The organism is Paenibacillus timonensis (assembly GCF_022427145.1).
GTDB classification, from domain to species: Bacteria; Bacillota; Bacilli; order Paenibacillales; family Paenibacillaceae; genus Fontibacillus; species Fontibacillus timonensis.
Genome location: NZ_JAKSXN010000078.1, coordinates 1 through 21,330 on the forward strand (window position 1 = coordinate 1; position 21,330 = coordinate 21,330).

General features: G+C 54.7%; 19 protein-coding genes and 2 riboswitches. Of the genes, 7 read left to right on the forward strand and 12 right to left on the reverse strand.

Going from position 1 to position 21,330, the window contains the following annotated elements; genetic code table 11:
- Positions 1-131 precede the first annotated feature (131 nt).
- The 4 genes from MJ257_RS22115 to MJ257_RS22130 form a co-directional block, all read right to left on the reverse strand.
- Positions 132-1,277, reverse strand: a complete 1,146-nt coding sequence (locus MJ257_RS22115; RefSeq protein WP_240271281.1) for a tyrosine-type recombinase/integrase — start codon at positions 1,275-1,277, stop codon at positions 132-134.
- Positions 1,278-1,410: 133 nt separating this feature from the next.
- Complete coding sequence (gene sdhB / locus MJ257_RS22120) at positions 1,411-2,196, reverse strand: succinate dehydrogenase iron-sulfur subunit (RefSeq protein ID WP_240271282.1); 786 nt, start codon at positions 2,194-2,196, stop codon at positions 1,411-1,413.
- A gap of 12 nt (positions 2,197-2,208) precedes the next feature.
- Positions 2,209-3,954, reverse strand: a complete 1,746-nt coding sequence (sdhA, locus tag MJ257_RS22125; protein WP_240271283.1) for a succinate dehydrogenase flavoprotein subunit — start codon at positions 3,952-3,954, stop codon at positions 2,209-2,211.
- A gap of 156 nt (positions 3,955-4,110) precedes the next feature.
- On the reverse strand, positions 4,111-4,782 hold the full coding sequence (locus tag MJ257_RS22130; protein WP_240271284.1) for a succinate dehydrogenase cytochrome b558 subunit: 672 nt from the start codon (positions 4,780-4,782) through the stop codon (positions 4,111-4,113).
- Positions 4,783-5,065: 283 nt separating this feature from the next.
- Here MJ257_RS22130 and MJ257_RS22135 point away from each other — a divergent pair, with 283 nt between their 5' ends.
- The gene (locus MJ257_RS22135; protein WP_240271285.1) at positions 5,066-5,977 is read left to right on the forward strand and encodes a LysR family transcriptional regulator; all 912 of its coding nucleotides are present in this window, start codon (positions 5,066-5,068) and stop codon (positions 5,975-5,977) included.
- 27 nt (positions 5,978-6,004) lie between these two features.
- Here the strand turns inward: MJ257_RS22135 and MJ257_RS22140 are convergent, their stop codons facing one another.
- The 3 genes from MJ257_RS22140 to MJ257_RS22150 are packed head-to-tail and all read right to left on the reverse strand — an operon-like array spanning position 6,005 to position 9,315.
- The gene (locus MJ257_RS22140) at positions 6,005-7,252 is read right to left on the reverse strand and encodes a cation:proton antiporter (RefSeq protein ID WP_240271286.1); all 1,248 of its coding nucleotides are present in this window, start codon (positions 7,250-7,252) and stop codon (positions 6,005-6,007) included.
- A 40-nt stretch (positions 7,253-7,292) separates the two neighbouring features.
- A complete protein-coding gene (locus MJ257_RS22145) occupies positions 7,293-7,955 on the reverse strand; it encodes a potassium channel family protein (RefSeq protein WP_240271287.1) in 663 nt (220 codons plus the stop codon).
- Positions 7,956-7,971: 16 nt separating this feature from the next.
- Positions 7,972-9,315, reverse strand: a complete 1,344-nt coding sequence (locus MJ257_RS22150) for a TrkH family potassium uptake protein (protein WP_240271288.1) — start codon at positions 9,313-9,315, stop codon at positions 7,972-7,974.
- A 67-nt stretch (positions 9,316-9,382) separates the two neighbouring features.
- Positions 9,383-9,553: riboswitch (cyclic di-AMP (ydaO/yuaA leader) on the reverse strand.
- 325 nt (positions 9,554-9,878) lie between these two features.
- On the opposite strand from MJ257_RS22150, the gene MJ257_RS22155 reads away from it, so the two are divergent.
- Positions 9,879-11,615: a CPBP family intramembrane glutamic endopeptidase gene (locus tag MJ257_RS22155; RefSeq protein ID WP_240271289.1), complete on the forward strand. Its 1,737-nt coding sequence runs from the start codon at positions 9,879-9,881 to the stop codon at positions 11,613-11,615.
- On the opposite strand, the gene uvrC is transcribed toward MJ257_RS22155, so the two are convergent.
- Together uvrC and trxA are read right to left on the reverse strand one after the other, a co-directional pair.
- The gene (gene uvrC, locus MJ257_RS22160; protein WP_275693942.1) at positions 11,572-13,431 is read right to left on the reverse strand and encodes an excinuclease ABC subunit UvrC; all 1,860 of its coding nucleotides are present in this window, start codon (positions 13,429-13,431) and stop codon (positions 11,572-11,574) included. The genes MJ257_RS22155 and uvrC overlap by 44 nt on opposite strands.
- A 102-nt stretch (positions 13,432-13,533) precedes the next feature.
- Complete coding sequence (gene trxA, locus MJ257_RS22165; protein ID WP_240271290.1) at positions 13,534-13,851, reverse strand: thioredoxin; 318 nt, start codon at positions 13,849-13,851, stop codon at positions 13,534-13,536.
- A gap of 270 nt (positions 13,852-14,121) precedes the next feature.
- On the opposite strand from trxA, the gene MJ257_RS22170 reads away from it, so the two are divergent.
- Complete coding sequence (locus tag MJ257_RS22170; RefSeq protein WP_089153308.1) at positions 14,122-14,277, forward strand: YqzM family protein; 156 nt, start codon at positions 14,122-14,124, stop codon at positions 14,275-14,277.
- A 138-nt stretch (positions 14,278-14,415) separates the two neighbouring features.
- On the opposite strand, the gene dnaI is transcribed toward MJ257_RS22170, so the two are convergent.
- From dnaI to MJ257_RS22185, 3 genes are all read right to left on the reverse strand, one after another.
- Positions 14,416-15,369: a primosomal protein DnaI gene (gene dnaI, locus MJ257_RS22175; protein ID WP_240271291.1), complete on the reverse strand. Its 954-nt coding sequence runs from the start codon at positions 15,367-15,369 to the stop codon at positions 14,416-14,418.
- Positions 15,370-15,406: 37 nt separating this feature from the next.
- Positions 15,407-16,960: a DnaD domain protein gene (locus MJ257_RS22180; protein ID WP_240271292.1), complete on the reverse strand. Its 1,554-nt coding sequence runs from the start codon at positions 16,958-16,960 to the stop codon at positions 15,407-15,409.
- A gap of 209 nt (positions 16,961-17,169) precedes the next feature.
- Positions 17,170-17,343 (reverse strand): anti-repressor SinI family protein, encoded by a 174-nt coding sequence (locus tag MJ257_RS22185; protein WP_240271293.1) that lies wholly within the window; start codon positions 17,341-17,343, stop codon positions 17,170-17,172.
- A gap of 39 nt (positions 17,344-17,382) precedes the next feature.
- Positions 17,383-17,467: riboswitch (cyclic di-GMP riboswitch) on the reverse strand.
- 482 nt (positions 17,468-17,949) lie between these two features.
- Here MJ257_RS22185 and MJ257_RS22190 point away from each other — a divergent pair.
- The 4 genes from MJ257_RS22190 (at position 17,950) to MJ257_RS22205 (ending at position 21,296) form a co-directional block, all read left to right on the forward strand.
- Positions 17,950-19,518: an ICP22 family protein gene (locus MJ257_RS22190; RefSeq protein ID WP_240271294.1), complete on the forward strand. Its 1,569-nt coding sequence runs from the start codon at positions 17,950-17,952 to the stop codon at positions 19,516-19,518.
- 2 nt (positions 19,519-19,520) lie between these two features.
- Complete coding sequence (sipW, locus tag MJ257_RS22195; RefSeq protein WP_240271295.1) at positions 19,521-20,105, forward strand: signal peptidase I SipW; 585 nt, start codon at positions 19,521-19,523, stop codon at positions 20,103-20,105.
- Between the two features lie 116 nt (positions 20,106-20,221).
- Positions 20,222-20,809, forward strand: a complete 588-nt coding sequence (locus MJ257_RS22200; protein ID WP_240271296.1) for a TasA family protein — start codon at positions 20,222-20,224, stop codon at positions 20,807-20,809.
- Between the two features lie 151 nt (positions 20,810-20,960).
- Positions 20,961-21,296: a helix-turn-helix domain-containing protein gene (locus MJ257_RS22205; RefSeq protein ID WP_240271297.1), complete on the forward strand. Its 336-nt coding sequence runs from the start codon at positions 20,961-20,963 to the stop codon at positions 21,294-21,296.
- Positions 21,297-21,330 lie beyond the last annotated feature (34 nt).

A 21,330-nucleotide genomic window follows, 5' to 3' on the forward strand; every position in this document is an offset into this window, starting at 1 on the left:
ATAACTCCCCTATCTCTGCACGTCACCAATCTCATCTTGAGCCGGGGATTTATGTACTCGTTCGCGCCCCCTTAATTATACCTCCATTTCTTGATTATGTAATTTTAAATCTGCGCCCCGGGTGGAATCTGCTACTGCCTCCTCCGATCACCTAAAATACGATCCAGCGGGCTCTGAATACGTTTCAGATTTTTGGTGCTGACATGGGTGTAGCGTTCGGTGGTGGAAGGGTTGGCGTGGCCCAGCAGCTCCTGGATATACCGGAGATCGGTGCCGTTCTCGAGCAAATGGGTGGCGAAAGAATGCCGCAGGACATGGATGCCCACCTGCTTCCGGACGCCGGAGGTTTCTAAGGCTTCCTTAAATACCTTTTGCAAGGAGCGTTCATGCAAGTGGCTCCCCGGATGCTGCCCCGGAAACAACCACATGGCGGCAGGAAGTCGCTCCGCATCTACATATCTTTGGATCATCTCCCAGGCCGTTTGCGACAGCAGCGTGTGTCTATCCTTTTTGCCCTTTCCTTGCCGGACTTGAAGGATACCGCGTTCTGGGTCGATATCCGTGATTTTCAACCGGACGACTTCGCTCACCCGCAGCCCTGAAGCATAAGCCAGATACAGCATCGTGCGGTGCTTTAAATTAGCCGGCGCTTGGATCACGCGAAGCACTTCCTCCTCCGAGAGGACATAGGGCAGCTTTTTCTCTTTTTTCGGTCGAATATAGCTGGTTTGTTCGGAGGGTTGTTTGAATACCTCGGCGGCAAGAAACCGCAGGGCACTGATGGCTTGATTCACATAGGCAGGGGAATGTCCCTGCTCAAGCAACTGCAACGCATATTGTTGGGCATGGGCCGAGTCGATCGTCATGGATTTGGAAAAATCCTCATCCTTCCGGGCTCCTGAACCTCCCTTCTCCGAGAGATCCGCTTGGCTCTGCAAAAATCGCCGGACATGCCCTCGGTAGGCCTTGCTCGTTTTGAGGCTATATCCCTTCAGTTTGAGCGCCGTGTTTAGCTTCTGTTCCAGGACTTGAATGAATGGTTCGTCGTTGGATAGCTTTGACGACACGGCAAGCCCGTCCACTCGAATCTCCACTCCCGGAAAGCATTCGGCGAATTGCCGTAGCTTCTCCTCCGTGCAAGGAAAACGCCAGAATTTTCGGTCGGGATCCCACCTTCCTCCCCCAACCGCACGCAGTTTGGCTAACTCCTCCCTCGAAAAATTCGCAAGTTTCACGGAGATCTGATCGTGCTCAATCCGGTGAATTTGAATGTTCATCCCTAGTCCCTCCTCTATTCCAATTATTCGCCGCCCGGTAAAAATAAAAAAAGAGACAGCCCCTCTCGGGGTCTGTCTCCGATTCTTTCGGATGAACGGTGAACCGTTATTCGGCCAACGGTATGGCCCTATATTACTGCGTGAACCACGTTTTGAACATATGTTTCGTGGTTGCTTTGTTCATTTCGGCGATGGAGGTAGTCAGCGGAATGCCTTTCGGGCAGGCGCGAACGCAGTTTTGCGAGTTGCCGCAGCCCTCGATACCGCCGGCTTCCATCAGCGCCTCCAGACGCTCATCGGCGTTCATTTCGCCGGTCGGGTGCGCGTTGAACAGGCGCACTTGGGAAATGGCCGCCGGACCGATGAAGTCGGTCTTCTCGTTAACGTTCGGGCAAGCCTCCAGGCAGACGCCGCAGGTCATGCACTTGGACAACTCATAGGCCCATTGGCGTTTCTTCTCCGCCATCCGCGGGCCCGGTCCCAGATCGTACGTGCCGTCGATCGGGATCCACGCTTTAACCCGCTTGAGAGCGTTGAACATCCGGCTGCGGTCGATGACCAGGTCGCGCACGACCGGGAACGTCCGCATCGGTTCGACGCGAATCGGCTGCTCCAGATTGTCGATCAATGCCGCGCAAGCCTGGCGCGGTTTACCGTTGATAACCATCGAGCAGGCGCCGCACACTTCCTCCAGACAGTTGGATTCCCAGCAAACCGGCGAGGTAGGCTCGCCTTTCTCGTTGACCGGATTCCGCTGGATTTCCATCAAGGCGCTGATCACGTTCATGCCGGGACGATAGTCCAGCTCGAACTCCTCCGTATACGATTTCGAGTTCGGATCGTCCTGGCGCGTGATGATGAATTTGACTTTTTTGGCCGTGAATTTCTTGGCCGATACATCCGTTTCCGCCATTGCCATGGGTATCCCCTCCTATTTGTCCTTCGAGTAGTCGCGAATCCGCGGCGGGATCAAGGAGACGTCGACCGGTTCATACGAAATTTGCGGGCCGTCCGGCGTCCACGATGCTTTTGTCGTCTTCAGGAATTCCTCGTCATTCCGGTCCGGGAATTCCGGTTTATAATGCGCGCCCCGGCTTTCGTTACGCAGCAGCGCGCCTAGCGTCATCGCTTCGGCCAGCTCCAGCATGTTCCACAGCTGGCGGGTGAACGCCGCTCCCGTATTGTTCCAGCGGGACGTATCGTTGATATTGATCTTTTGGTAGCGCTGCTTCAATTCCTTGATTTTACCGATCGTCGCTTCCAGTCGATCGTTGTGGCGGACGACCGTCATGTTCGCGGTCATCCACTCGCCCAGTTCTTTATGGATAACGTACGCGTTTTCCGTGCCGTTCATGGCCAGGATCCCTTCGTATTTCTCCTCCTGTGCCTTGCGCGAGCTGTCGAACACGCCAGGGGCGAGGTCTTCCGTCGATTTCTTCAGGCCGCGGAGATATTCCACCGCTTTCGGTCCGGCCACCATACCGCCGTAAATCGCCGAAACTAGCGAGTTGGCGCCAAGCCGGTTGGCCCCGTGATACTGGTATTCGCATTCGCCTGCCGCAAACAGGCCGGGAATATTCGTCATTTGGTTATAATCGACCCACATGCCGCCCATCGAATAATGGACCGCCGGGAAAATCTTCATCGGAATTTTGCGCGGATCGTCGCCCATGAATTTCTCATAAATCTCGATGATGCCGCCGAGCTTCACGTCCAGCTCCTTCGGATCCTTGTGGGACAGGTCGAGATACACCATGTTCTCGCCGTTAATGCCCAACTTCATGTCTACGCACACATGGAAAATCTCCCGCGTCGCGATGTCCCGCGGCACGAGGTTGCCGTAAGCCGGGTATTTCTCCTCGAGGAAGTACCACGGTTTGCCGTCCTTGTACGTCCAGATCCGTCCGCCTTCCCCGCGTGCTGATTCCGACATTAGCCGCAGCTTGTCGTCGCCCGGAATCGCCGTCGGGTGAATTTGAATGAACTCGCCGTTCGCGTACGTTACGCCTTGTTGGTAAACGGCGCTGGCCGCCGTCCCCGTGTTGATGACCGAGTTCGTCGTTTTGCCGAAAATAATCCCCGGGCCCCCCGTCGCCAAAATCACCGCATCGGAAGGGAACGTGGTAATCTCCATCGAGCGAAGGTTCTGCGCCGTAATGCCGCGGCACACGCCTTCATCGTCCAGCACGACGGACAGGAATTCCCAGTTTTCGTATTTCGTGACCAGCCCGGCCGCTTCATGGCGGCGCACCTGCTCATCCAGCGCGTAAAGCAGCTGCTGTCCGGTCGTCGCTCCGGCGAACGCCGTGCGATGGTGCTTCGTTCCGCCGAACCGGCGGAAATCAAGCAGGCCCTCCGGCGTACGGTTGAACATCACGCCCATCCGGTCCATGAGGTGAATGATGCCGGGCGCCGCTTCGCACATCGCCTTAACCGGCGGCTGGTTGGCCAGGAAGTCCCCGCCGTATACCGTATCGTCGAAATGCTCCCAAGGCGAGTCGCCTTCCCCTTTCGTATTCACGGCCCCGTTAATGCCGCCCTGCGCGCACACCGAGTGGGAACGCTTCACCGGCACGAGCGAAAACAGCTGCACCGGCACGCCCGCTTCAGCCGATTTGATCGTAGCCATCAGGCCGGCCAGGCCGCCGCCAACGACGATTAAGCTTTGTTTAGCCATTCTATTTCAACTCCTAAAAGTTTTGTGAGCGTTACATCAACGAGTATTCATCGAACAAAACTTGCTTCGTAAGCATTTGCTTCATTTTGTGAGCGTTACATCAACGAACATCCAAACAAGCAAAACTGCTTCGTAAGCATTCGCTTATTTCCGGAATTAAGCCAGCCAAGCCTTCGCCGTCTCCAGCAAAGCCGTGCCTTCCGCCTGGAACTCCGCGCCGCGGAAAGCGATCAGCGACCAGACGAACATGACGGCGACGATGACGAACAAACCCATACAAATGTTGGAGGACACGCGTTGCGCGCGCGGACCCACCGTCACGCCCCAGCTGACCAGGAACGACCACAACCCGTTCGTGAAGTGGAACGCGGCCGACACGACCCCGATCAAATACAACACGAAGAAGAACGGATTGCTGACGATCTCGTGCATCACGCCGCCCAATTCCTCATGCGTGACATTGCCCAGCGCCACCTGCACGCGGGTTTCCACCACATGCCAAATCACAAAGACAAACGCGATCACGCCGGTAATCCGCTGCAGCAGATAACGCAGGTTGCGTTCGGTCGGGAACCGCCCGTTGTTCGGCTTCGCCTGAAACGCGATATAAAGTCCGTAAACCCCGTGATACAACAGCGGCAGCCAAATCCCGAAAATCTCCAAAACCAAGACGAGCGGCAGGCTGTTCAGAAATGCCACGGCATCCTTGAACCCCTGGCTCCCGCCCTCCACTGCCGAAAAGTTGGTGATCATGTGCTCCAGCAGGAAGAATCCCAGCGGAATGACGCCCAGCAATGAGTGCAGTTTTCTGGAATAAAACCCTTTCATAAGTGCGTGTACCCCTTTCTCATTCCATCATCCGTTTCAACTTGCGCAAAATCATTCAAGAATCGACCTTACGGGGCGCAGACGTTGTATATGATAAATACCACACCGCTGTCGATAAAACCCCTTTGTACCCAAAGTAACATGTGAACAACTTGTGTCACTTTTCATGTTACTCCTTTTTATCTTATAATGGAATTGCAATATATTTATTAATCATTATAACGAATTCACATATGCAAACTTGTCGAAACCTGTCATCCGCCTAGAAAAAGGAGGTCACCCCATGTTGGAAGAACTGCTGGTGTTCACCACCGTCGTGGAGCAATCGAGTTTGAACAAGGCATCCAAGCTGCTGAACCTGTCCCAGCCCGCCCTTTCGCGGAAAATCGCCAAATTGGAGGAGGAGTGGGGGGTCTCCCTGTTTCATCGCAAAGGGAAAAGACTCGAGCTCACCCGCGTCGGGCAGGAGGCTTACCAATATGCGCTGGAGCAGCGGCAACGCCATCAGAATTTCCTGCAGGCCGTGTCCCGCTTCAAAGCCGCGGAGCGCCGCATCGTTACGCTGGGCGCCAGCCTGACGACGATCCAAACCACGCTCCCGCCGCTCGTGACCGCGCTGATGGAGAAGTTCCCGGATATCGAATTGAAGCTCGTCACCGGCAAAACCCACGAAATCGTCTCCTACGTCCGCGACAAAAGAGTCGATATCGGCGTCGTCGCCTCCATGGTGAACGAAACCGGCCTAAAATGCCTGCCGTTGTTTAAGGATCACCTCGAGCTGGTCGTGCCCAAAGGACATGAGCTGGCAGCAGCCGGCCAAAAACGCCGCCTCGTCATGGACGATCTGAACGGTCGGCCGATGATCGTATTTTCCAAGGGAACCTGGTACCGCCGGTTGATCGATGACCTGTTCGGCCGCTACAGCATCCTGCCCGACATCCGCATGGAGATCGATTCATTCGAAGCGATCGTACGCCTTCTGCCGATTTGCAAAGCGGCCGCGCTGTTGCCTAAATCATATCTTCGCATGCCGTTGCTGCGGGATAACGGCCTGCTCACCGTACCGATTCCCGAGCTGGCGCAGACGCGCCGCGAAACCTGCCTCGTCTACGGCGACAAGTCGGAGCTGTCCAGCGAGACGAAGGAATGGATCGCGCAAATCCGCGAAACCCTCGTGAAGGAAATGCCGCTGTAAAAATAAAAAAGACGCTGCGCTCCCGCCCTAAGGCTTCGGGAGTGCAGCGTCTTTGATTTCCAAACCCAGCTTGCGGGCGACCCACCCGGTGGTGCTCGCCTGAATGAGAATCGTCAGCACGATCGCCATAAATGCGACAGCCGTTATGACGTCGGCATGCGCGATGCCCATGCCTGCGATCATGCCGGACAGCGCCGCGGGGATGACCCCGGTCTCGCGTACCCAGCACATAAAGAGCAGCTCGCGCCAAGTCCATTTCACCTTGCGGTCAGGCCAGGCGCAGAGCAGGATCGACAGCGGCCTTGCCACGAACATCAGAATCAGGACGGCGCCAAGGCTTGGCCAGAAATAGTGGCCCAGCGTGCCGAAATTCACTTGGCTGCCTAGCAGCACGAAGATCAGCATCCTCATCATGACCGTGATATTTTCCGCGAAGGAATTCATTTCCGTATGGTTGTCCTTCATGGATAAACCAAACGTCTCCGCGTTCCCCCAAATGACGCCGGCAACGAAGGTGGCCATAAACCCGCTGACGTGAAGTAAATCGCCTATTAAATAGGAAGACAAGGCGCCTACGATCATCACGATCGTCGCGTAGCTGCTCAAGAATCCGCGCCGGGCATGGCCGGCCAAATAAGTCAAAATACCCGAGACCACGATGCCGACCAGAATGCCGCCCAAGGCCGTTTTAACGAATTCCCAAGACATGGCGCCAAAGTTGATCGATCCCCCGCCGGTTACGGCAGCCAGCAGCGAGAAGGTCAGAATAGAGCCGGTTGCGTCGTTGAAGGCGGACTCGCTTTCGACCGTTTCACGGACCCGTTCCTTGATCTTGACCTGCTTGAACACCGGAATGATGGAGGCCGGGTCCGTGGAGGCGATGACCGCCGCGGCCAAGAGTGCAAAAATCCAATCGACGCCGAACAGGAAGTGGATGCCCGCCCCCACCACAAGCGCCGATATCAGCACGCCCGGCACGCTGAGCAAGGACAACGTGATCCAAACCTGGCGCAGTCCGCTCAGCCGCAGGTTTCTGCCGCCGTCGAACAGGATCAACGCCGATCCGACCGTCAGGATCAATTGGTTGACCAAGGAACCGCTGGTTTCGTGGATCAGCTTAAGTCCGGGGCCAAGCAGCATCCCGACGGCGATGAATACCGCAACATCCGGCAACTTTAGCCAAGAGGCGATTTTCCCGGAGATCATCCCCACGCTGAGGACGAACAGAACTAAGATCAAAAAATGATGAATCGCTTCGGTAACCGACGATTCCATGACATGTCACACTCCAACTAAAGTAAGATGAAATCGCCTGTTATTGCGTCAGGATCGTCTCAAATTGCTCGATATTCTTTTTCGCGCCGATGATGACCATGATGTCGCCCTCGTTGAGCTGATCCATCGCGGTTGGCGCCACCAGAACGCCTCCGTCGCGGTGGATCGCCACGATGCTGCAGCCGAACCGGGCCCGCGGGTTGAGGTCGCCCAAGCTTTTTTGATTCAGACAAGCGGGGACGTTCATTTCTACGATGCTGTATTCCTTCGACAGCTCGATATAATCCAGCAGATTGGGAGTCACCAGCTGATGCGCGACGCGAATCCCCATATCCCGTTCGGGATAGATGACCCGGTCGACCCCCAGCTTCTCCAAGGCCCGGCCGTGCAGGACCGAAATCGCTTTGGCCACTACCGTCTTGATGCCCAGGTCTTTGAGCAAGATGGCCGCCAAAATGCTCATTTGGATGTCGTTGCCGATCGCCACGATCCCGCAATCGAAGTTGCGGACGCCCAGCGATTTCAGCACCTCTTCATCCGTTGCATCGGCGACGACGGCATGCGTCAGCTGGTCGCTCATTTCCTCGACGAGCTCTTCGTTCCGGTCGATGCCCAGAACCTCGTAGCCGAGATCCATCAACTCCAAGGCCAAGCTGGACCCGAAACGGCCCAGGCCGATGACTACAAACTGCTGTGTTTTCATAAACGATAATTTCCCCTTATCCAATAATGATTTTGCCTTCCGGATGGCGATACAGTTCTTTTCCTTTCTTCGGACCAAGCGCGTAAGCAAGCGTCAATGGCCCGAGCCGGCCGGCGAACATGGTGAAGCTGATAATGATTTTTCCGATGACCGTTAGTTTCCCCGTCAATCCCATCGTCAATCCGACCGTCCCGAAAGCCGACGTCGTTTCAAACAAAATCGACAGAAAGCTTGCATCCTCCGTGGTAGACAACACCATCGCCACCGCCACGACCAGGAATAAGGCAAGCATCGTGATCGTGAGCGCCTTGAAGACCCGCTCCTCGGCCATCCGGTACCGGAACAGGACCAGGTCCGTCCGTCCGCGAATCATCGAACCGACCGCGCCGACCAGAATCGTAAACGTGGTCGTTTTGATCCCGCCCCCCGTCGAGCTTGGGGAGGCCCCGATAAACATCAGGATGATGATGAAGAATTGCGTCGCCTGCCGCAGCGCCCCGATGTCCAGCGTGTTTGCACCCGCCGTACGCGGCGTTACCGATTGGAAGAACGATCCCCAGATCTTGCCGCTCCAGCTCAGCGAAGCAAGCGTCCGCGAGTTCGTGAACTCGAAGATGAAGATGACGATCGCCCCGATCAGGATCAGCGCCGACGTCATCGATAAGACCACCTTCGAATGCAGCGACAGCTTCCGCCGCTTCCGAAACTCGAATACGTCGGACAGCACGATAAATCCAAGCCCGCCGGAGACGATCAGGAACATCGCCACGAAGTTGACGATCGGGTCGGCAACGTACTTCGTTAAGCTTTGATATTCGCCAAACAGGTCAAACCCCGCATTATTGAACATCGAGACCGCGTGCCAAACTCCGAAGTACAGCGCCCGGCCAAACGGCATATCGAACGCCCAGCGGATCGTGAACAGTAGCGCCGCGCTAGATTCGATGAGGAGCGAATACAACAGGACCTTTCGGATTAACCGCACGATCCCTTCCACGGAGTTTTGGTTCATCGCCTCTTGAAGGAGGAGACGGTCCTTCAGCGATATTTTTCGTTTCAGGACAAGGGAGAACAAAGTGGCCATGGTCATGAACCCGAGCCCCCCGACCTGGATGAGCAGGACGATCACGACCTGCCCGAAGGTGGAAAAGTAAGTCCCGGTATCCACCACGACCAACCCCGTCACGCAGGTTGCCGAAGTAGCCGTGAACAGCGCGTCGACGAACGGTAACGTTTCCCCGGTCGTGCTGGAAATCGGCAGCATGAGCAGCAGCGCGCCCAGCAAAATAATGAGCGCAAACCCGATCGTCAAGATCTGCGGCGGCGAAAGGCTAATTTTCTTGAATTGCAACTTGTTCACCTCATCGTAGTTATGAAAAAAGAACAAAAGAAAAAAAGCACTGGAAATCCAATGCCTTTCGGTGTTTGGTTCCTGCTGCACAGGCCTACGAGGTTAGCTGACGGATTCGGGCATGCACAGTTGCCCTATTCGCAGACGCTTGCCGCCGCTTTCCTAGCCAGCTGCGCGTAGCCCTGCGAAATTCACCCCAAAAATACGGTTCCCCCGTTTTCATTACGAAATTCGGCCGATATTCTTTTCAATTGTTTTCATTCATTTTTCGTCAAATGGATTATATCCCTTATTGCCTCCCGCCACAAAGCCCTATTTTCAGGAAAAAGACCAAAAAAGGACGAAATGGGGGGGTTGAATGATAAACTTCGCCCCTAATCTGAGTGATGCGAAGGCTTGCCGGAGTTATTGCCGTTTCTCGTCATTTTTGCTTCCTCTCTGGCGTAGGGGGTACAGCTGTGTTATCTTTACTTTGACGTACTTATGGAAAAATCATACCTCATTTAAAGAAGTTCATGCCCAAAAAGTTAACTTTACCTCAAAAAAAAGGAGTTTTGCGAGTGAGTTCCTCTATGAAACCAACCGGCCGCAGGATGAAGACGAAAAACCTGTGGCTGCTGGCCGCTCTCGGATTCATCGTGTTCATCGCCGTTCAATTATTCCCGACCACCGACTCGGAGTCGCTGCAACTGCAGCAAGCGGATGAGGTCATCAGCAAATCGAAGGCGGCGGCGAGCGCAGCCGAATTCGCCGGGTCCGTCTTAGGTCTGGATCTGTCCGACCAAACGAAGGATAAGGCTTTGATTACATACGAAACGCGTTCCGATCTGTTTGGTTATTTGACCAAAGCCGATCTGCTCGCCCCGTACTTAAAAACTTATGAAAAACAGTTTCCCTACGACGTCTTCCGCGTTCGTTATCCCGATCCCGCCGAGTCGTTAAGCGCCGTGACCGTCGATGTCCACATGACGACCGGCCAAGTCGTCGGCTTCGAGGAGATTGCTTCCTCCAGCAACACCGACAAGCAAATGATGCTCGATCTGGGATCGGAAACCACCGATTCCATGAAGGCTTGGGAAGGGGATTTGACGTTAGAGGAGAAGGAAAAGCTGGCCCAGCCTTACCTGAACGCCTTTGGATTTCAGCCTGGCGATCTGGAATTGGCCTCCGGCGAAGGGGATGTCGGCCTCGAGTACCAAATCAAAGGCTACGCCTTAGGCGAATCGCAAGCCCAAATCAAGCTCAACTACGAATACGGCGCCGTGTCCTCGCTGGAGAGCTATTTTACCGTTCCGCAGTCCCATACGGACTATGTAGCCGGGCAGACGAATCTCGCCAATTGGCTCACCTATGCCGGTTACGCCCTGCTGACGTTCGTGCTGGCCATTCTCGCCATCGTATACAGCGCGTTGACGCGGGCCCATACGTCGTTTAAGCGGGGGATTTTCCTCGCTTCGGCCTACTTCGTGTTATCCACGCTTGGAACGATCAACATGATGCCGGTCTTCCAAAAAGACGGCCTCAATTCCGGCGTGCTTATTTTCGGGTTCTTCTTCCAGGGCCTGGTGATGTTGTTCCTTGCCGCTTCCGTGTACTTCTCGTTGGTGGGCGGGGACGGATTGTGGCGGAAGAACGGCATCAACTTGTGGCCGCGGTCGCGGGAGGAAGGGTATGGCCGCTATGTGCTGACCTCGATGGCCGACGGCTACGCTTGGGCGTTGATCCTGCTGGGGGTTCAATCCGTCGTCTTCTTCATTCTGGAACGAACGATCCATACCTGGTCCACAACGGATGCGACGCAATCGCCGTACAACATGCTGTATCCGCTGCTGCTCCCGTTGCTGGCTTGGGTGGCAGGGATCGGGGAAGAAGCGGTGTATCGCTTGTTCGGGATCCCGATGCTGAAGAAAATGTTCCGCAGCACCTTCGTCGCCAGCCTGCTGTCGACCTTGATCTGGGCGTTTGGCCATACGTTGTACCCGATCTATCCGGTCATATCGCGCCCGATCGAATTGACCTTTATCGGGCTGCTGTTCAGCCTCGTCTTCCTGCGTTATGGCTTTGCCGCCGTCGTTTTCTCGCACGTCGTCTTCGACAGCATCCTGATGTCGCTGAGCCTGATGTTTATGGGCGGAGCGCTGAACATCGGCGCCGGGTTGTTCTACATCGCCCTGCCGGCGATCGTCGCTTACGTGATTTACCTGTTTAACCCGCCAAGCAAGGAACGGAAGAACCCGCCGCCGCAACAAAAAGAGGAGCCGTATTTCACGACTCCTCTGGCGGATCCTCGTCTCGAAGGGCATTTATAATTTCGAGGGCTAATTTTTCCCCGATAGAAAGAGGCCGAAAGTCTTCGACGGAGGCCTCTTTTATTTTTTTCAGCGACCCGAAATGCTTGAGCAGCGCCTTCCGGCGTTTCTCCCCGATGCCGGGGATTGCGTCCAGCCGCGAGGTGACCATCGACTTGGCCCGCTGTTCGCGGTGGAACGAAATGGCGAAGCGATGCACCTCGTCCTGAATCCGCTGCAGCAGGTAGAACTCCTGGCTGTCGCGCGGCAGATAAACCGGCTCCGGCGGATCAAACGCCATCAGCTGCGCCGTTTTGTGCTTGGCGTCCTTCACGAGGCCGCACACCGGGATGTACAAGCCCAGCTCGTTCTCCAGCACGTCGGTGGCTGCGGAGATCTGCCCCTTGCCCCCGTCGACGACGATCAGGTCGGGGCGCGGCAGGTTCTCCTTCAGCACCCGCTCGTAGCGGCGGCGGATCACTTCGCGCATCGTTTCGTAATCGTCCGGGCCCTGCACGGTTTTCACTTTATATTTGCGGTACTCCTTCTTGGCCGGCTTGCCGTCGATGAACACGACCATGGCCGAGACCGGATTCGTCCCCTGGATGTTGGAGTTATCGAACGCTTCGATGCGTGACACCGACTCCAGGCCGATCGCCTTGCCGAGGTTCTCGGCCGCCTTCGAGGTGCGCTCCTCATCCCGTTCGATCAGGCGAAACTTCTCGTCCAGCGAGACGCGCGCATTCTCCTCGGCCATCTTCGTCATCTGCCGCTTCAAGCCGCGCTGCGGCACCAGCGCCTTCACGCCAAGCCACTCCTGCAAGGCGGTTGGGGCATCGATCGCGCCCGGATCCTCATGGTCCTCCGGCTTCTCCGGCAGCAGAATCTCCTGCGGCAGTGCCGGATTATCGCTGTAATACTGCGTCACGTAGGACATGAAATCGCCGTAGGCATCCCCGTAAAACGGAAAGACCGACGCATGCCGTTCGATCATTTTCCCTTGGCGCATGTACAGAATCTGTACGCACATCCAGCCCTTGTCCACGGCGTATCCAAACACGTCGCGGTCCTTCGCGTCGTTCACCGTAATCTTCTGCTTCTCCATCAGCGCATCGATGTTGATGATTTGATCGCGCAGCTCCTTGGCTCGTTCGAATTGTAATTCTTCGGCCGCCTCGTGCATTTTGCGCTGCAGCTCTTTCTTGATCTCCTCATGCCCGCCGCTAAGGAACGAAGTGATTTCCTGGGTCATCTTCTCGTACGTTTCCTTCGCCACCTCCTGCACGCAGGGCGCCAGACACTGGCCGATATGATAATACAGGCACACCTCTTTCGGCATCACGTTGCATTTGCGCAGCGGATACATGCGGTCAAGCAGCTTCTTCGTCTGCTGGGCCGCGAAGGCGTTCGGATAGGGACCGAAATATTTCGCTTTATCTTTAAGCACCCGCCGGGTGACCTCCAACCGGGGGTGCGGTTCATTCGTAATTTTGATATAAGGAAAAGTTTTGTCGTCCTTCAGCAGGATATTAAAGCGCGGATGATGTTCCTTGATCAGGTTGCACTCCAGAATGAGCGCTTCCATATTGCTTCCGGTCACAATGTACTCGAAGTCACGGATCTCGGATACCAGCAGTTGGGTTTTCCCGTCATGGCTCCCCGTAAAATAAGAACGAACCCGGTTCTTCAACACCTTGGCTTTCCCGACGTAAATGATGGTGCCTTCCTTGTTCTTCATCAGGTAACAACCCGGGGAATCGGGCAGCAGCGCCAGCTTATGTTGGATTCTCTCCAGCGCTTTCTCATAACTAAGCGTTTCATTGGTAGGTGCGTCCAAGCTTTCTCCTCCTTTCTCCTCTCCATTTTAACGCAGAAAACGCCCCCGGCAAACCGGAGGCGTCATCCAAGGCGTCAATCAACGCGCCTGATCGTGTCTGGATTATTGATGTTTAGAGATCAGGTTCTTCAGCGTGTCCTTCGAGTTCAACCCGACGATTTTGTCGACCGGTTGACCGTCTTTGAACAAGATGAGCGTAGGAATACTCATAACGCCGAAACGGGAAGCTGTTTCCGGATTGTCATCCACGTTCAGCTTGGCGATCTTCACCGCGTCCCCTACTTCTGCGGACAGCTCCTCCAGAATCGGAGCGATCATTTTGCAAGGACCGCACCATGGAGCCCAAAAATCAACAAGAACCGGACCTTGCCCTTCGATTTCCGCGTTGAAGGACTGATCGGATACATTCACGATAGCCATGATTATTTCCTCCTTATTGGGGTTGCCCGTCCCGCATAAAGCTTGCGAGCTTCCGAACAACTGGATAGTTGGACAAAAAAATGATGCAGACAGCCCAGAAAACAGCTGCCGAACCAATTATACCACACACCACTGAAAAAAAGAAAGTGCATGATAACGCCTTCTTTACAAAGTGAAAAGGGTTTGGTTATACTAAGAATAACCTGAAAACGGATTGTCTATGACATCTTTCATCGACGAGACGATTATTTCCTGAGGAGGCCCGTCGCCATGGATGCTAACACGCATGCGAACGATCCGCGGCAGCATATCAACGAAGAACCCCGCAACGACTTGTTTGATTTGATGAACGGCTTTTTTGGCATGTTGACGTTTATGGCCGTGATTTTCTTCGGCATGGTCATCATTAAATTTATCGCCAGCTAAGTTCATCTGGCGGTATCCGAACCGCGAATTCGACGAAAGAGCCGGGCGTTCCCCCTGCAAGGGAAGCCCGGCTCTTTTTCTCTGCCGTTAATGACATGTTCTGCTTCGTCATGGAAAGATGATTTTTTTGAACTACCTCTACGCTCGTCCGCGTTTATTCGTCCCGTTCACCTGCACAACCTCAACGAACGGGGCAATCCGGTCCATCAACCGTTGGCCCTTGTGCCGCTCTTCCCCGTCTTTGCTCGTAAAGCTCAAATGCTTCTCCAGCGCGTTCAGGGAATAATTCGACGTGTAAAAGGTGGGTTTGCGATTCATCCGGTAATTCAAAATCGCGCCCATCACATGATCGCGCGCCCACGGATTCAGGTTCTCCGCGCCGATATCATCAAAAATCAGCAGATCCACCTGCTTCATCATTTCCACCGTATCCCGCAGCTTGTCGCTGTCCTGCAGCATGCTCTTCAACTCTTCCACGAATTCCGGCATGTAGACGATGGCGCCGGAATATCCTTCCTTCGCCAGTTCATGCAGCAAATAACACATCAAGAACGTTTTGCCGGTGCCGAACGGCCCTTCCAAATACAGCCCCTTTGATTGCAGGCCGGACTCCTTGGCTTCTTCAATATAGCGAAATACTTGGCCGACCGCTGGAGCTCTTAAGCTATCCTTGGCCATGATTTCAACCGCATTGTATCCTTCCTCCAACGCACGCTCATCCACATAAAAGCTGTGAATCCGTTTCTTGACGGACAATTCCCGCTCATATTGCAGCTGCTTGAGGCATGGAACCTGCCGATCCACCAGTTGCGGGCTGCCGCCCACCTGTTCGACCGTCAATTTCGTGAAATGGCCGGGGAAATCGTTAGGGCAGTTCGCCAGCCCCGGGCAATTGGCGCAGTGTTTGCTGTCGTTCACGTATTGATACAGTTTGGCCATTCCTCGCGTCAACTGCTCCTGTTCCAGCTCCGGATGACGGTCCCGGAGTTCCCAGACCAGCGGGTCATTCATCAGACGCGCGGTCAGCTCCTCCGAGCGTTGTTTGAGTTGCGTGTTTTTCATCTGCGTAAGCAGTTCCCCAAGTGATTCCATCGTAGTTCGTCACCTTCCTCCCCCAGCCCGAACGGATTCAGACTTCTTTTTTATGTTTTCCGGACTGCATGCGTTCCGCCATCTTGATCAATTCGGCGAATTCTTCTTCGGACACTGTCGGCTCCGCGCCGGTTCGTTCCACGATCGGGATCTCCGGCTTCGGCTTGGCCCCGCGGCTGCCGTAAGTTCGCGCCCGTCCACCGCCGGAGTTGGCGCCGGCCGCCTTTTCCTTCACCTTCTCCTTGACCTTCGACTGGTCGCGGATGTATTGCACCGCCTGCTCATACGTGCTGATCTGCTTCAGCAGCATATTGGCGGCGATCGCATCGATGAAGTTGCGATTAATTCGTTGCTCCCCGCCCGAGGTGAGCAGCGACATCAAATAATGAATTAGCACGTTGATCACTTCGCCGGGCAGCTTATAGTTCAGGTCGATTTTTTCAAATATATCCAGCAGATTATCCGGGACCGTCCCCGGGAAAAACGTCTTCAGCAGCCGGGTATACGGCTCATTGCGAAGCATCATATTATATTGGTGAATATCGCATTTGCTTTGGAATTGCGGCGGCACGTCGACGTAATACTCCATCTGCACCGCGACTTCTTCCGCCACGTTCCCTGCAACAGCGGAAGCGGCTGCCGCTTGCGGCTCCTCCCCGCGAAGGGCGACGATTTTGCCGTAGGCGACCTCGCGTTCCTCCTGGCGCCGCTTGCCTTGCCGGAATTGCAGGTTGGCCTTGTGCTGGAGCGCATCCAGCAGAAGGCCGCCGCCCGGATCGAAGACGCCGTCTTCGTCCAGCAGCCGGCAAAGGTCCTGCACGCTCAAATCGTATTTGCGGGCAACAAAATTCACCACGCCCATCCCTTCCGGGTCAAACCGAAGTGCCTCGACAAACGACCGATTCCGCGATTCCCGCGGAAAGCGAAGGATGATGTCCGCGTAGTTGATCGCTTCCTCCTCCTCCAAAGCCAGCTTGAGGCCCGGCTGCCTGGCGATCGACGTCTCGGCGATCGCCTGCTCCAGCTCGTAATCGATCGAATGCGCATTCAGCTCGAAAATCTCGTAAAACGGAACCGTGATATTTTCCTTATTCAGGCTAGGCCCTGACCACGCCTCCGGCTCCTCGCGGAACAGCTGCTCCCGCAGGGACAACACCGCGAACTTGCCGATCTTATCCCGCAGCAGCAGGGTTAAATGCTGGGTCCGGAAGAATTCCGCCGGCGCGAGCGGAGCCTGAAGCTCATATTCGTACATATAATCGTCGCTGTCCGGAACATAGAGCCGGTTGGTCTGTAGCAGGCCCACCGCTTCTAAACGGGAAGCCTGTTCGATCAGGAACTTCCGCCCTTTTTCGCTCGGATCCAGGCCAAGGGTGAGGAACAGCTTCCGCTGCTGCTCCACCTCCGAATATCCAACCTGCTCTTGGGGAACCTGGTCCGCCAGCAGCCGGTAAAGCGAAATCGCAAACGCCCCGACCATCGGCTGATAGAGCAAACCTAGCATCTTGCCATCGACGGGACTGAGGCCGAAGTCACGGTATACGCAATAACGGTGATTTTCGGTAAAATGCAGCATGTTGTTCATGCGCACGGCTTCATCGCTCCTTCCCTATCACGCACAAATAGACTTCCTCTATTTTAGCATAAAAGACGCCGTTCTGAATCGCCCCCAACTTACAAAAATCGCCCTTTTTCCGCCCGCTCCGCGCCGGGACAACGTTTTACGCCGGAATGGACAAAAAAAAGAACCGCCCCTCCTCTGACCGGGGACGATCCCTTGCTCCCTCTTCCTGCGCGCTATCAATCTTTATGTACATACCATTCTGCGAGATTCGACCGGTCTCCGGCCAAAAAGCGCCTCACCTCGTCAATGGAGATTCCCGCCTCCTTTGCCATGGCGAGCAAAACCACCCACTCCGGATCGACGTTACCGGGGTACCGATCATAAACAATAACCTGGGCGGACTTCTTCAACAACAATCTCCTCCTAAGATCATTATTTTGGTTTTGCCCCCAGGCAGTCCAGCCATCCTAGTATCTCTACCTTAGATCTGAGACTTTGTGCCCCTGCTTTTCAACAGGTTTACCCTTAACTGGTGCTTTGGTTTTGCTGGCGGATCACAGACTTATTAGTCAGCAAGCTTTCCTGGTACCTATTATAACGGCCCGAATTTAAAAAGTATGTCAGTCTGCGTAGACCCGCCAACCCGTTTTCGTCGAATAGGTTAGCTTTTTTTGTTTGATCCCTAACGTTCTTGTCAGTTCCGGCAAAAAAAGCACCCGAAGGCAAAGAAGATAGGATTTTGTTTCTTATAATGAACATATCACTACGAAATACCGTGATATAGGCAGGTATTTAAAGATAAATTAAGAAAAACGTTCTTTATTAAGAACATATCGCCGAATTTGCGATTTTCCTTTTTTCGATTCTTTCGGGTATATTCGAATCACGGAATTTGTTCTTTATAACGAACGTATTAACGAACGAGCCAACCCATACCCAAGAAAGGAGCGACCATTCTGCGAAGAACCCGAGCTGAAGTCATCCGCAAATTACGGAAAAGACGAAAGAAGCAAAACATGGTCAAATCGCTGCAATCCGGGTTAATTCTCTCAACGCTGCTCTTGTGGACTTCTCAGCAGGTCGGCACGACCTTCGGCGAGTTTACGAGCGTCCGCGAGGAAAATTCGGAAATCAAGGCTTGCCGCGTATTTCCTAGCCAAATCGAAAGCCAGCTTGCGCTTTTGGCCGAGCACCTGGAACGGGCTTCTTCCTTAAAAGGAAGATTGATCGGCGCGACCCTGACCCGCGCTGCGATAGATACATCGATTCCGATCTCGGCTCCGGTACTCCCGGATGCCGGCGTCACTGCCCCCGCCTCTCCGGCGGCGCCGTCCGCAACCGACGCGGTATACTCCGGCGGCGACGGATCTGGCAGCTCGGATACGACCCCGGATTTCTCGGCGAGCCTGCAGCTGGAAGCTGCCGCCGACGGGTTGTCGGCGCGAATCAGCGAACTCAATGCCACGATTCAGCAACTGCAGCAGCAGCTAACGCTGAATCAGTCCATTTGGCAAGAGCTGGTGCAAGAACTTGCCGCAGCGACGGCCGTGATCCAAGGGCTGTTGACCTCGCTGAGCGAACTGGAACCGAATTGCGCCGAACTTACGCAAACCACGCTGCTTGATCGCATTGCGGACCTCCTCAAGGGCAGCGGTCTGCTGTCCGGCCCGCTTCGCGGCACGCTGCAGGAAATCCTGAGCTTCTTGCGCTCCATCCATCAGTCCGATTTGGCTATCTCCACCGATGGATTTGCCGCTGTCGCTTTTGCCAGTCCGTTTGCCGGCCAGTTGGCCTTTGACGTTTCGTCCACGAACGATCCGGTTAGCGTCGAAGATCTCGCTTATTTTGATAGTGTGCAGGCCTCTCTGGAATCGGCGATCGCCGGTTTATCTGCTGACATCGCCGGTCTTGAAGCGCAGCGGGCCCAATTGTTGGCGGAAGCGGAAGCACAGCGGCTGGCCGAGATCGAACGGTTGAAGCAGCTGGAGGAAGCGAAAGCCAAAGAAGAAGCGGAGCAAGCCGAAAAACCGGCTAATCCGGAGGAGAACGCCGATCCAAGCGGCGATCCGCAGCAGCCTGGGGAGGAGCAGCCGGCAACGGACGAATCGTCTGACGGCGAAGTCCCTCCGACGGTAGGCGATGCCGGTGACGGAGCGGTCCAGCCACCAGCGGAAGACGATGGCGATGCGGAAGATGAAGCGAATAACGGTAGCGATGCGGACGAGAACTCTTCCTCCGATGAACCGTCGTCGGCCCCTGGCGAGGTTGCCGGGCATGAACCATCGCCGGATCAACCAACTTCACCGAATCCACCGGATGGCAGCGAACCGGTTGTCCTTCCGCCGGATGCGCCGACAAGCGGCGAGCCGCCGGTGCTGGAATCCCCGCTGCCGCCTGTGCAGCCGGACCCATTGGACGATCTCGTCTTGACGAAACCGGAGGATGAGCTACCCGCTCCCGACGACATAACGGACGACGAGGATGAGGATGAGGACGAAGATGAGAACGAGGATGGAACTCCAGTCGAAGACTCCGCCCGACCCACCGTTCCTTCAGCCGCAAATTCTTTGGAAGTAGGTGAATAAGCATGCGGATACGTAAATGGGTCGGGAACGCGCTGACGTTCCTGATGGCGGTCGCCTTTTTTACCGTGGCCGGCTCGGTCGTGCTCTCCAAAGTCTCCGGCAGCGAACCGAACTTCTACGGCTATCAGCTGAAAACGGTCTTGTCCGGCTCGATGGAGCCTTCCATCCCTACCGGTTCCGTCGCGGCCATTAAGCCCGGCGGAGATATGACCCGGTTTCATGTTGGCGACGTCATCACCTTCCGGTCGAACGACAACAAGCTGATCACCCACCGCATCGTCGAAGTGACGCGCAACGAACAAAGCGGCCAGGTGCTTTACCGGACCAAAGGCGACAACAACGGTGCCGCCGACTCGGAACCGGTGAACCCGGCGAATGTCACCGGCGTCTATACCGGCTTTAACGTTCCGTACGTCGGCTATGCATTAAGCTTCGCCGGAACGAAAACGGGAAATGTCGCCCTGCTGATTATCCCGGGACTCCTCTTATTCCTGTACGCGCTCGTTTCGCTATGGAAAGCGATCGCCGGGCTGGAGGAAAAAAAGCCGGATACGAATAAATCGCAGCCGGACGCCAAGGTATCCTGATCGATATTTGACGCTTTAGCTCAATAGAAGCAAGTATGATTCGGTTGTTCTCCTTATGAACTCATAAGGATGCAATATATAAAAAAATCTTTTTAAAATCAGGGAGGAATTCAGGAATGGGTATCAAAAAGACATTAGGTTTCGGCGTGGCAACAGCAGCACTCGGTTTGACTTTGATTGGCGGAGGCACGTTCGCTTACTTTAGCGATACGGTGGAAACGACCGGCACGTTCGCCGCAGGCACATTGGATATCAACGCCGATCCGACGGCGATTGTGGATATCGGCAACTTAAAACCAGGCGACCAAGTTCTTCGCTCGTTCAAACTGAAAAACTCCGGCACGCTCGACATTAAAGAAGTGCTGCTGAAAACGAGCTACGCGGTAACGAATAGAGCCGGCGCTCCGGCGAACACGGACGATTTCGGCAAGCATATCAAAGTGAAAATCCTGAAAAACGTAGACAAATTGAATGACGTCATTTATGAAACTACGTTGTTCGATCTGCAAAATCAAACTCCGGACGCCGTTGAAAAAGGATTTTTCCTCGGGGAACGCAGCGGCCTGAAAGCCGGCAACACCGATATCTTGGCCGTAGCTTTCGAATTCGTGGACAACGGCCAAGACCAAAACCAATTCCAAGGCGACGCCTTGAACCTGAAATGGACGTTTGAAGCTAAACAAGGCAACGGCGACATCCGATAATAACGGATGGTCCGTAGCAAGAACACCTTGCCCCGCTCCTGGGACTAAGGTGTTCTTTGCTTGGTTTAATTTCCGACTTAACTCCTTTGTCCGATCCCGTTTATTCTGATATAATGACATCAAATTATTCTGATAGAAGGGCGACGGCTACATGGCAGAACATATTGGCGAGCGTATTCAGAAAATTCGGCAAGACCGAGGGTATTCCTTGTCCGAGCTGGCGGAGAAGGCGGATGTGGCTAAATCCTACCTCAGCAATGTTGAACGCAATATTCAATCGAATCCCTCTATTTCCTTCATCGAGAAAATAGCCGACGCTCTTAACGTCTCGATCAACCTGTTATTGTATGGCGACCGCCCCGCACCGGAATTGCTTGATCCGGAATGGTCGGAGCTGGTGCAGGAAGCTATGACTTCGGGCGTCAGTAAGAAGGAGTTTAAGGACTTCCTCGAATATCAGAAGTGGAAGCGAAGCCAGCAGGAATAACGATATCCATTAAAAAAAGCGCGAGACGTCAGGG

Bases quoted from the DNA above. Each gene is read 5' to 3' on its own strand.
- MJ257_RS22115 (WP_240271281.1), bottom strand. From the start codon at position 1,277: ATGAACATTCAAATTCACCGGATTGAGCACGATCAGATCTCCGTGAAA.
- sdhB (WP_240271282.1), bottom strand. From the start codon at position 2,196: ATGGCAATGGCGGAAACGGATGTATCGGCCAAGAAATTCACGGCCAAA.
- sdhA (WP_240271283.1), bottom strand. From the start codon at position 3,954: ATGGCTAAACAAAGCTTAATCGTCGTTGGCGGCGGCCTGGCCGGCCTG.
- MJ257_RS22130 (WP_240271284.1), bottom strand. From the start codon at position 4,782: ATGAAAGGGTTTTATTCCAGAAAACTGCACTCATTGCTGGGCGTCATT.
- MJ257_RS22135 (WP_240271285.1), top strand. From the start codon at position 5,066: ATGTTGGAAGAACTGCTGGTGTTCACCACCGTCGTGGAGCAATCGAGT.
- MJ257_RS22140 (WP_240271286.1), bottom strand. From the start codon at position 7,252: ATGGAATCGTCGGTTACCGAAGCGATTCATCATTTTTTGATCTTAGTT.
- MJ257_RS22145 (WP_240271287.1), bottom strand. From the start codon at position 7,955: ATGAAAACACAGCAGTTTGTAGTCATCGGCCTGGGCCGTTTCGGGTCC.
- MJ257_RS22155 (WP_240271289.1), top strand. From the start codon at position 9,879: ATGAAACCAACCGGCCGCAGGATGAAGACGAAAAACCTGTGGCTGCTG.
- trxA (WP_240271290.1), bottom strand. From the start codon at position 13,851: ATGGCTATCGTGAATGTATCCGATCAGTCCTTCAACGCGGAAATCGAA.
- MJ257_RS22170 (WP_089153308.1), top strand. From the start codon at position 14,122: ATGGATGCTAACACGCATGCGAACGATCCGCGGCAGCATATCAACGAA.
- dnaI (WP_240271291.1), bottom strand. From the start codon at position 15,369: ATGGAATCACTTGGGGAACTGCTTACGCAGATGAAAAACACGCAACTC.
- MJ257_RS22190 (WP_240271294.1), top strand. From the start codon at position 17,950: ATGGTCAAATCGCTGCAATCCGGGTTAATTCTCTCAACGCTGCTCTTG.
- sipW (WP_240271295.1), top strand. From the start codon at position 19,521: ATGCGGATACGTAAATGGGTCGGGAACGCGCTGACGTTCCTGATGGCG.
- MJ257_RS22200 (WP_240271296.1), top strand. From the start codon at position 20,222: ATGGGTATCAAAAAGACATTAGGTTTCGGCGTGGCAACAGCAGCACTC.
- MJ257_RS22205 (WP_240271297.1), top strand. From the start codon at position 20,961: ATGGCAGAACATATTGGCGAGCGTATTCAGAAAATTCGGCAAGACCGA.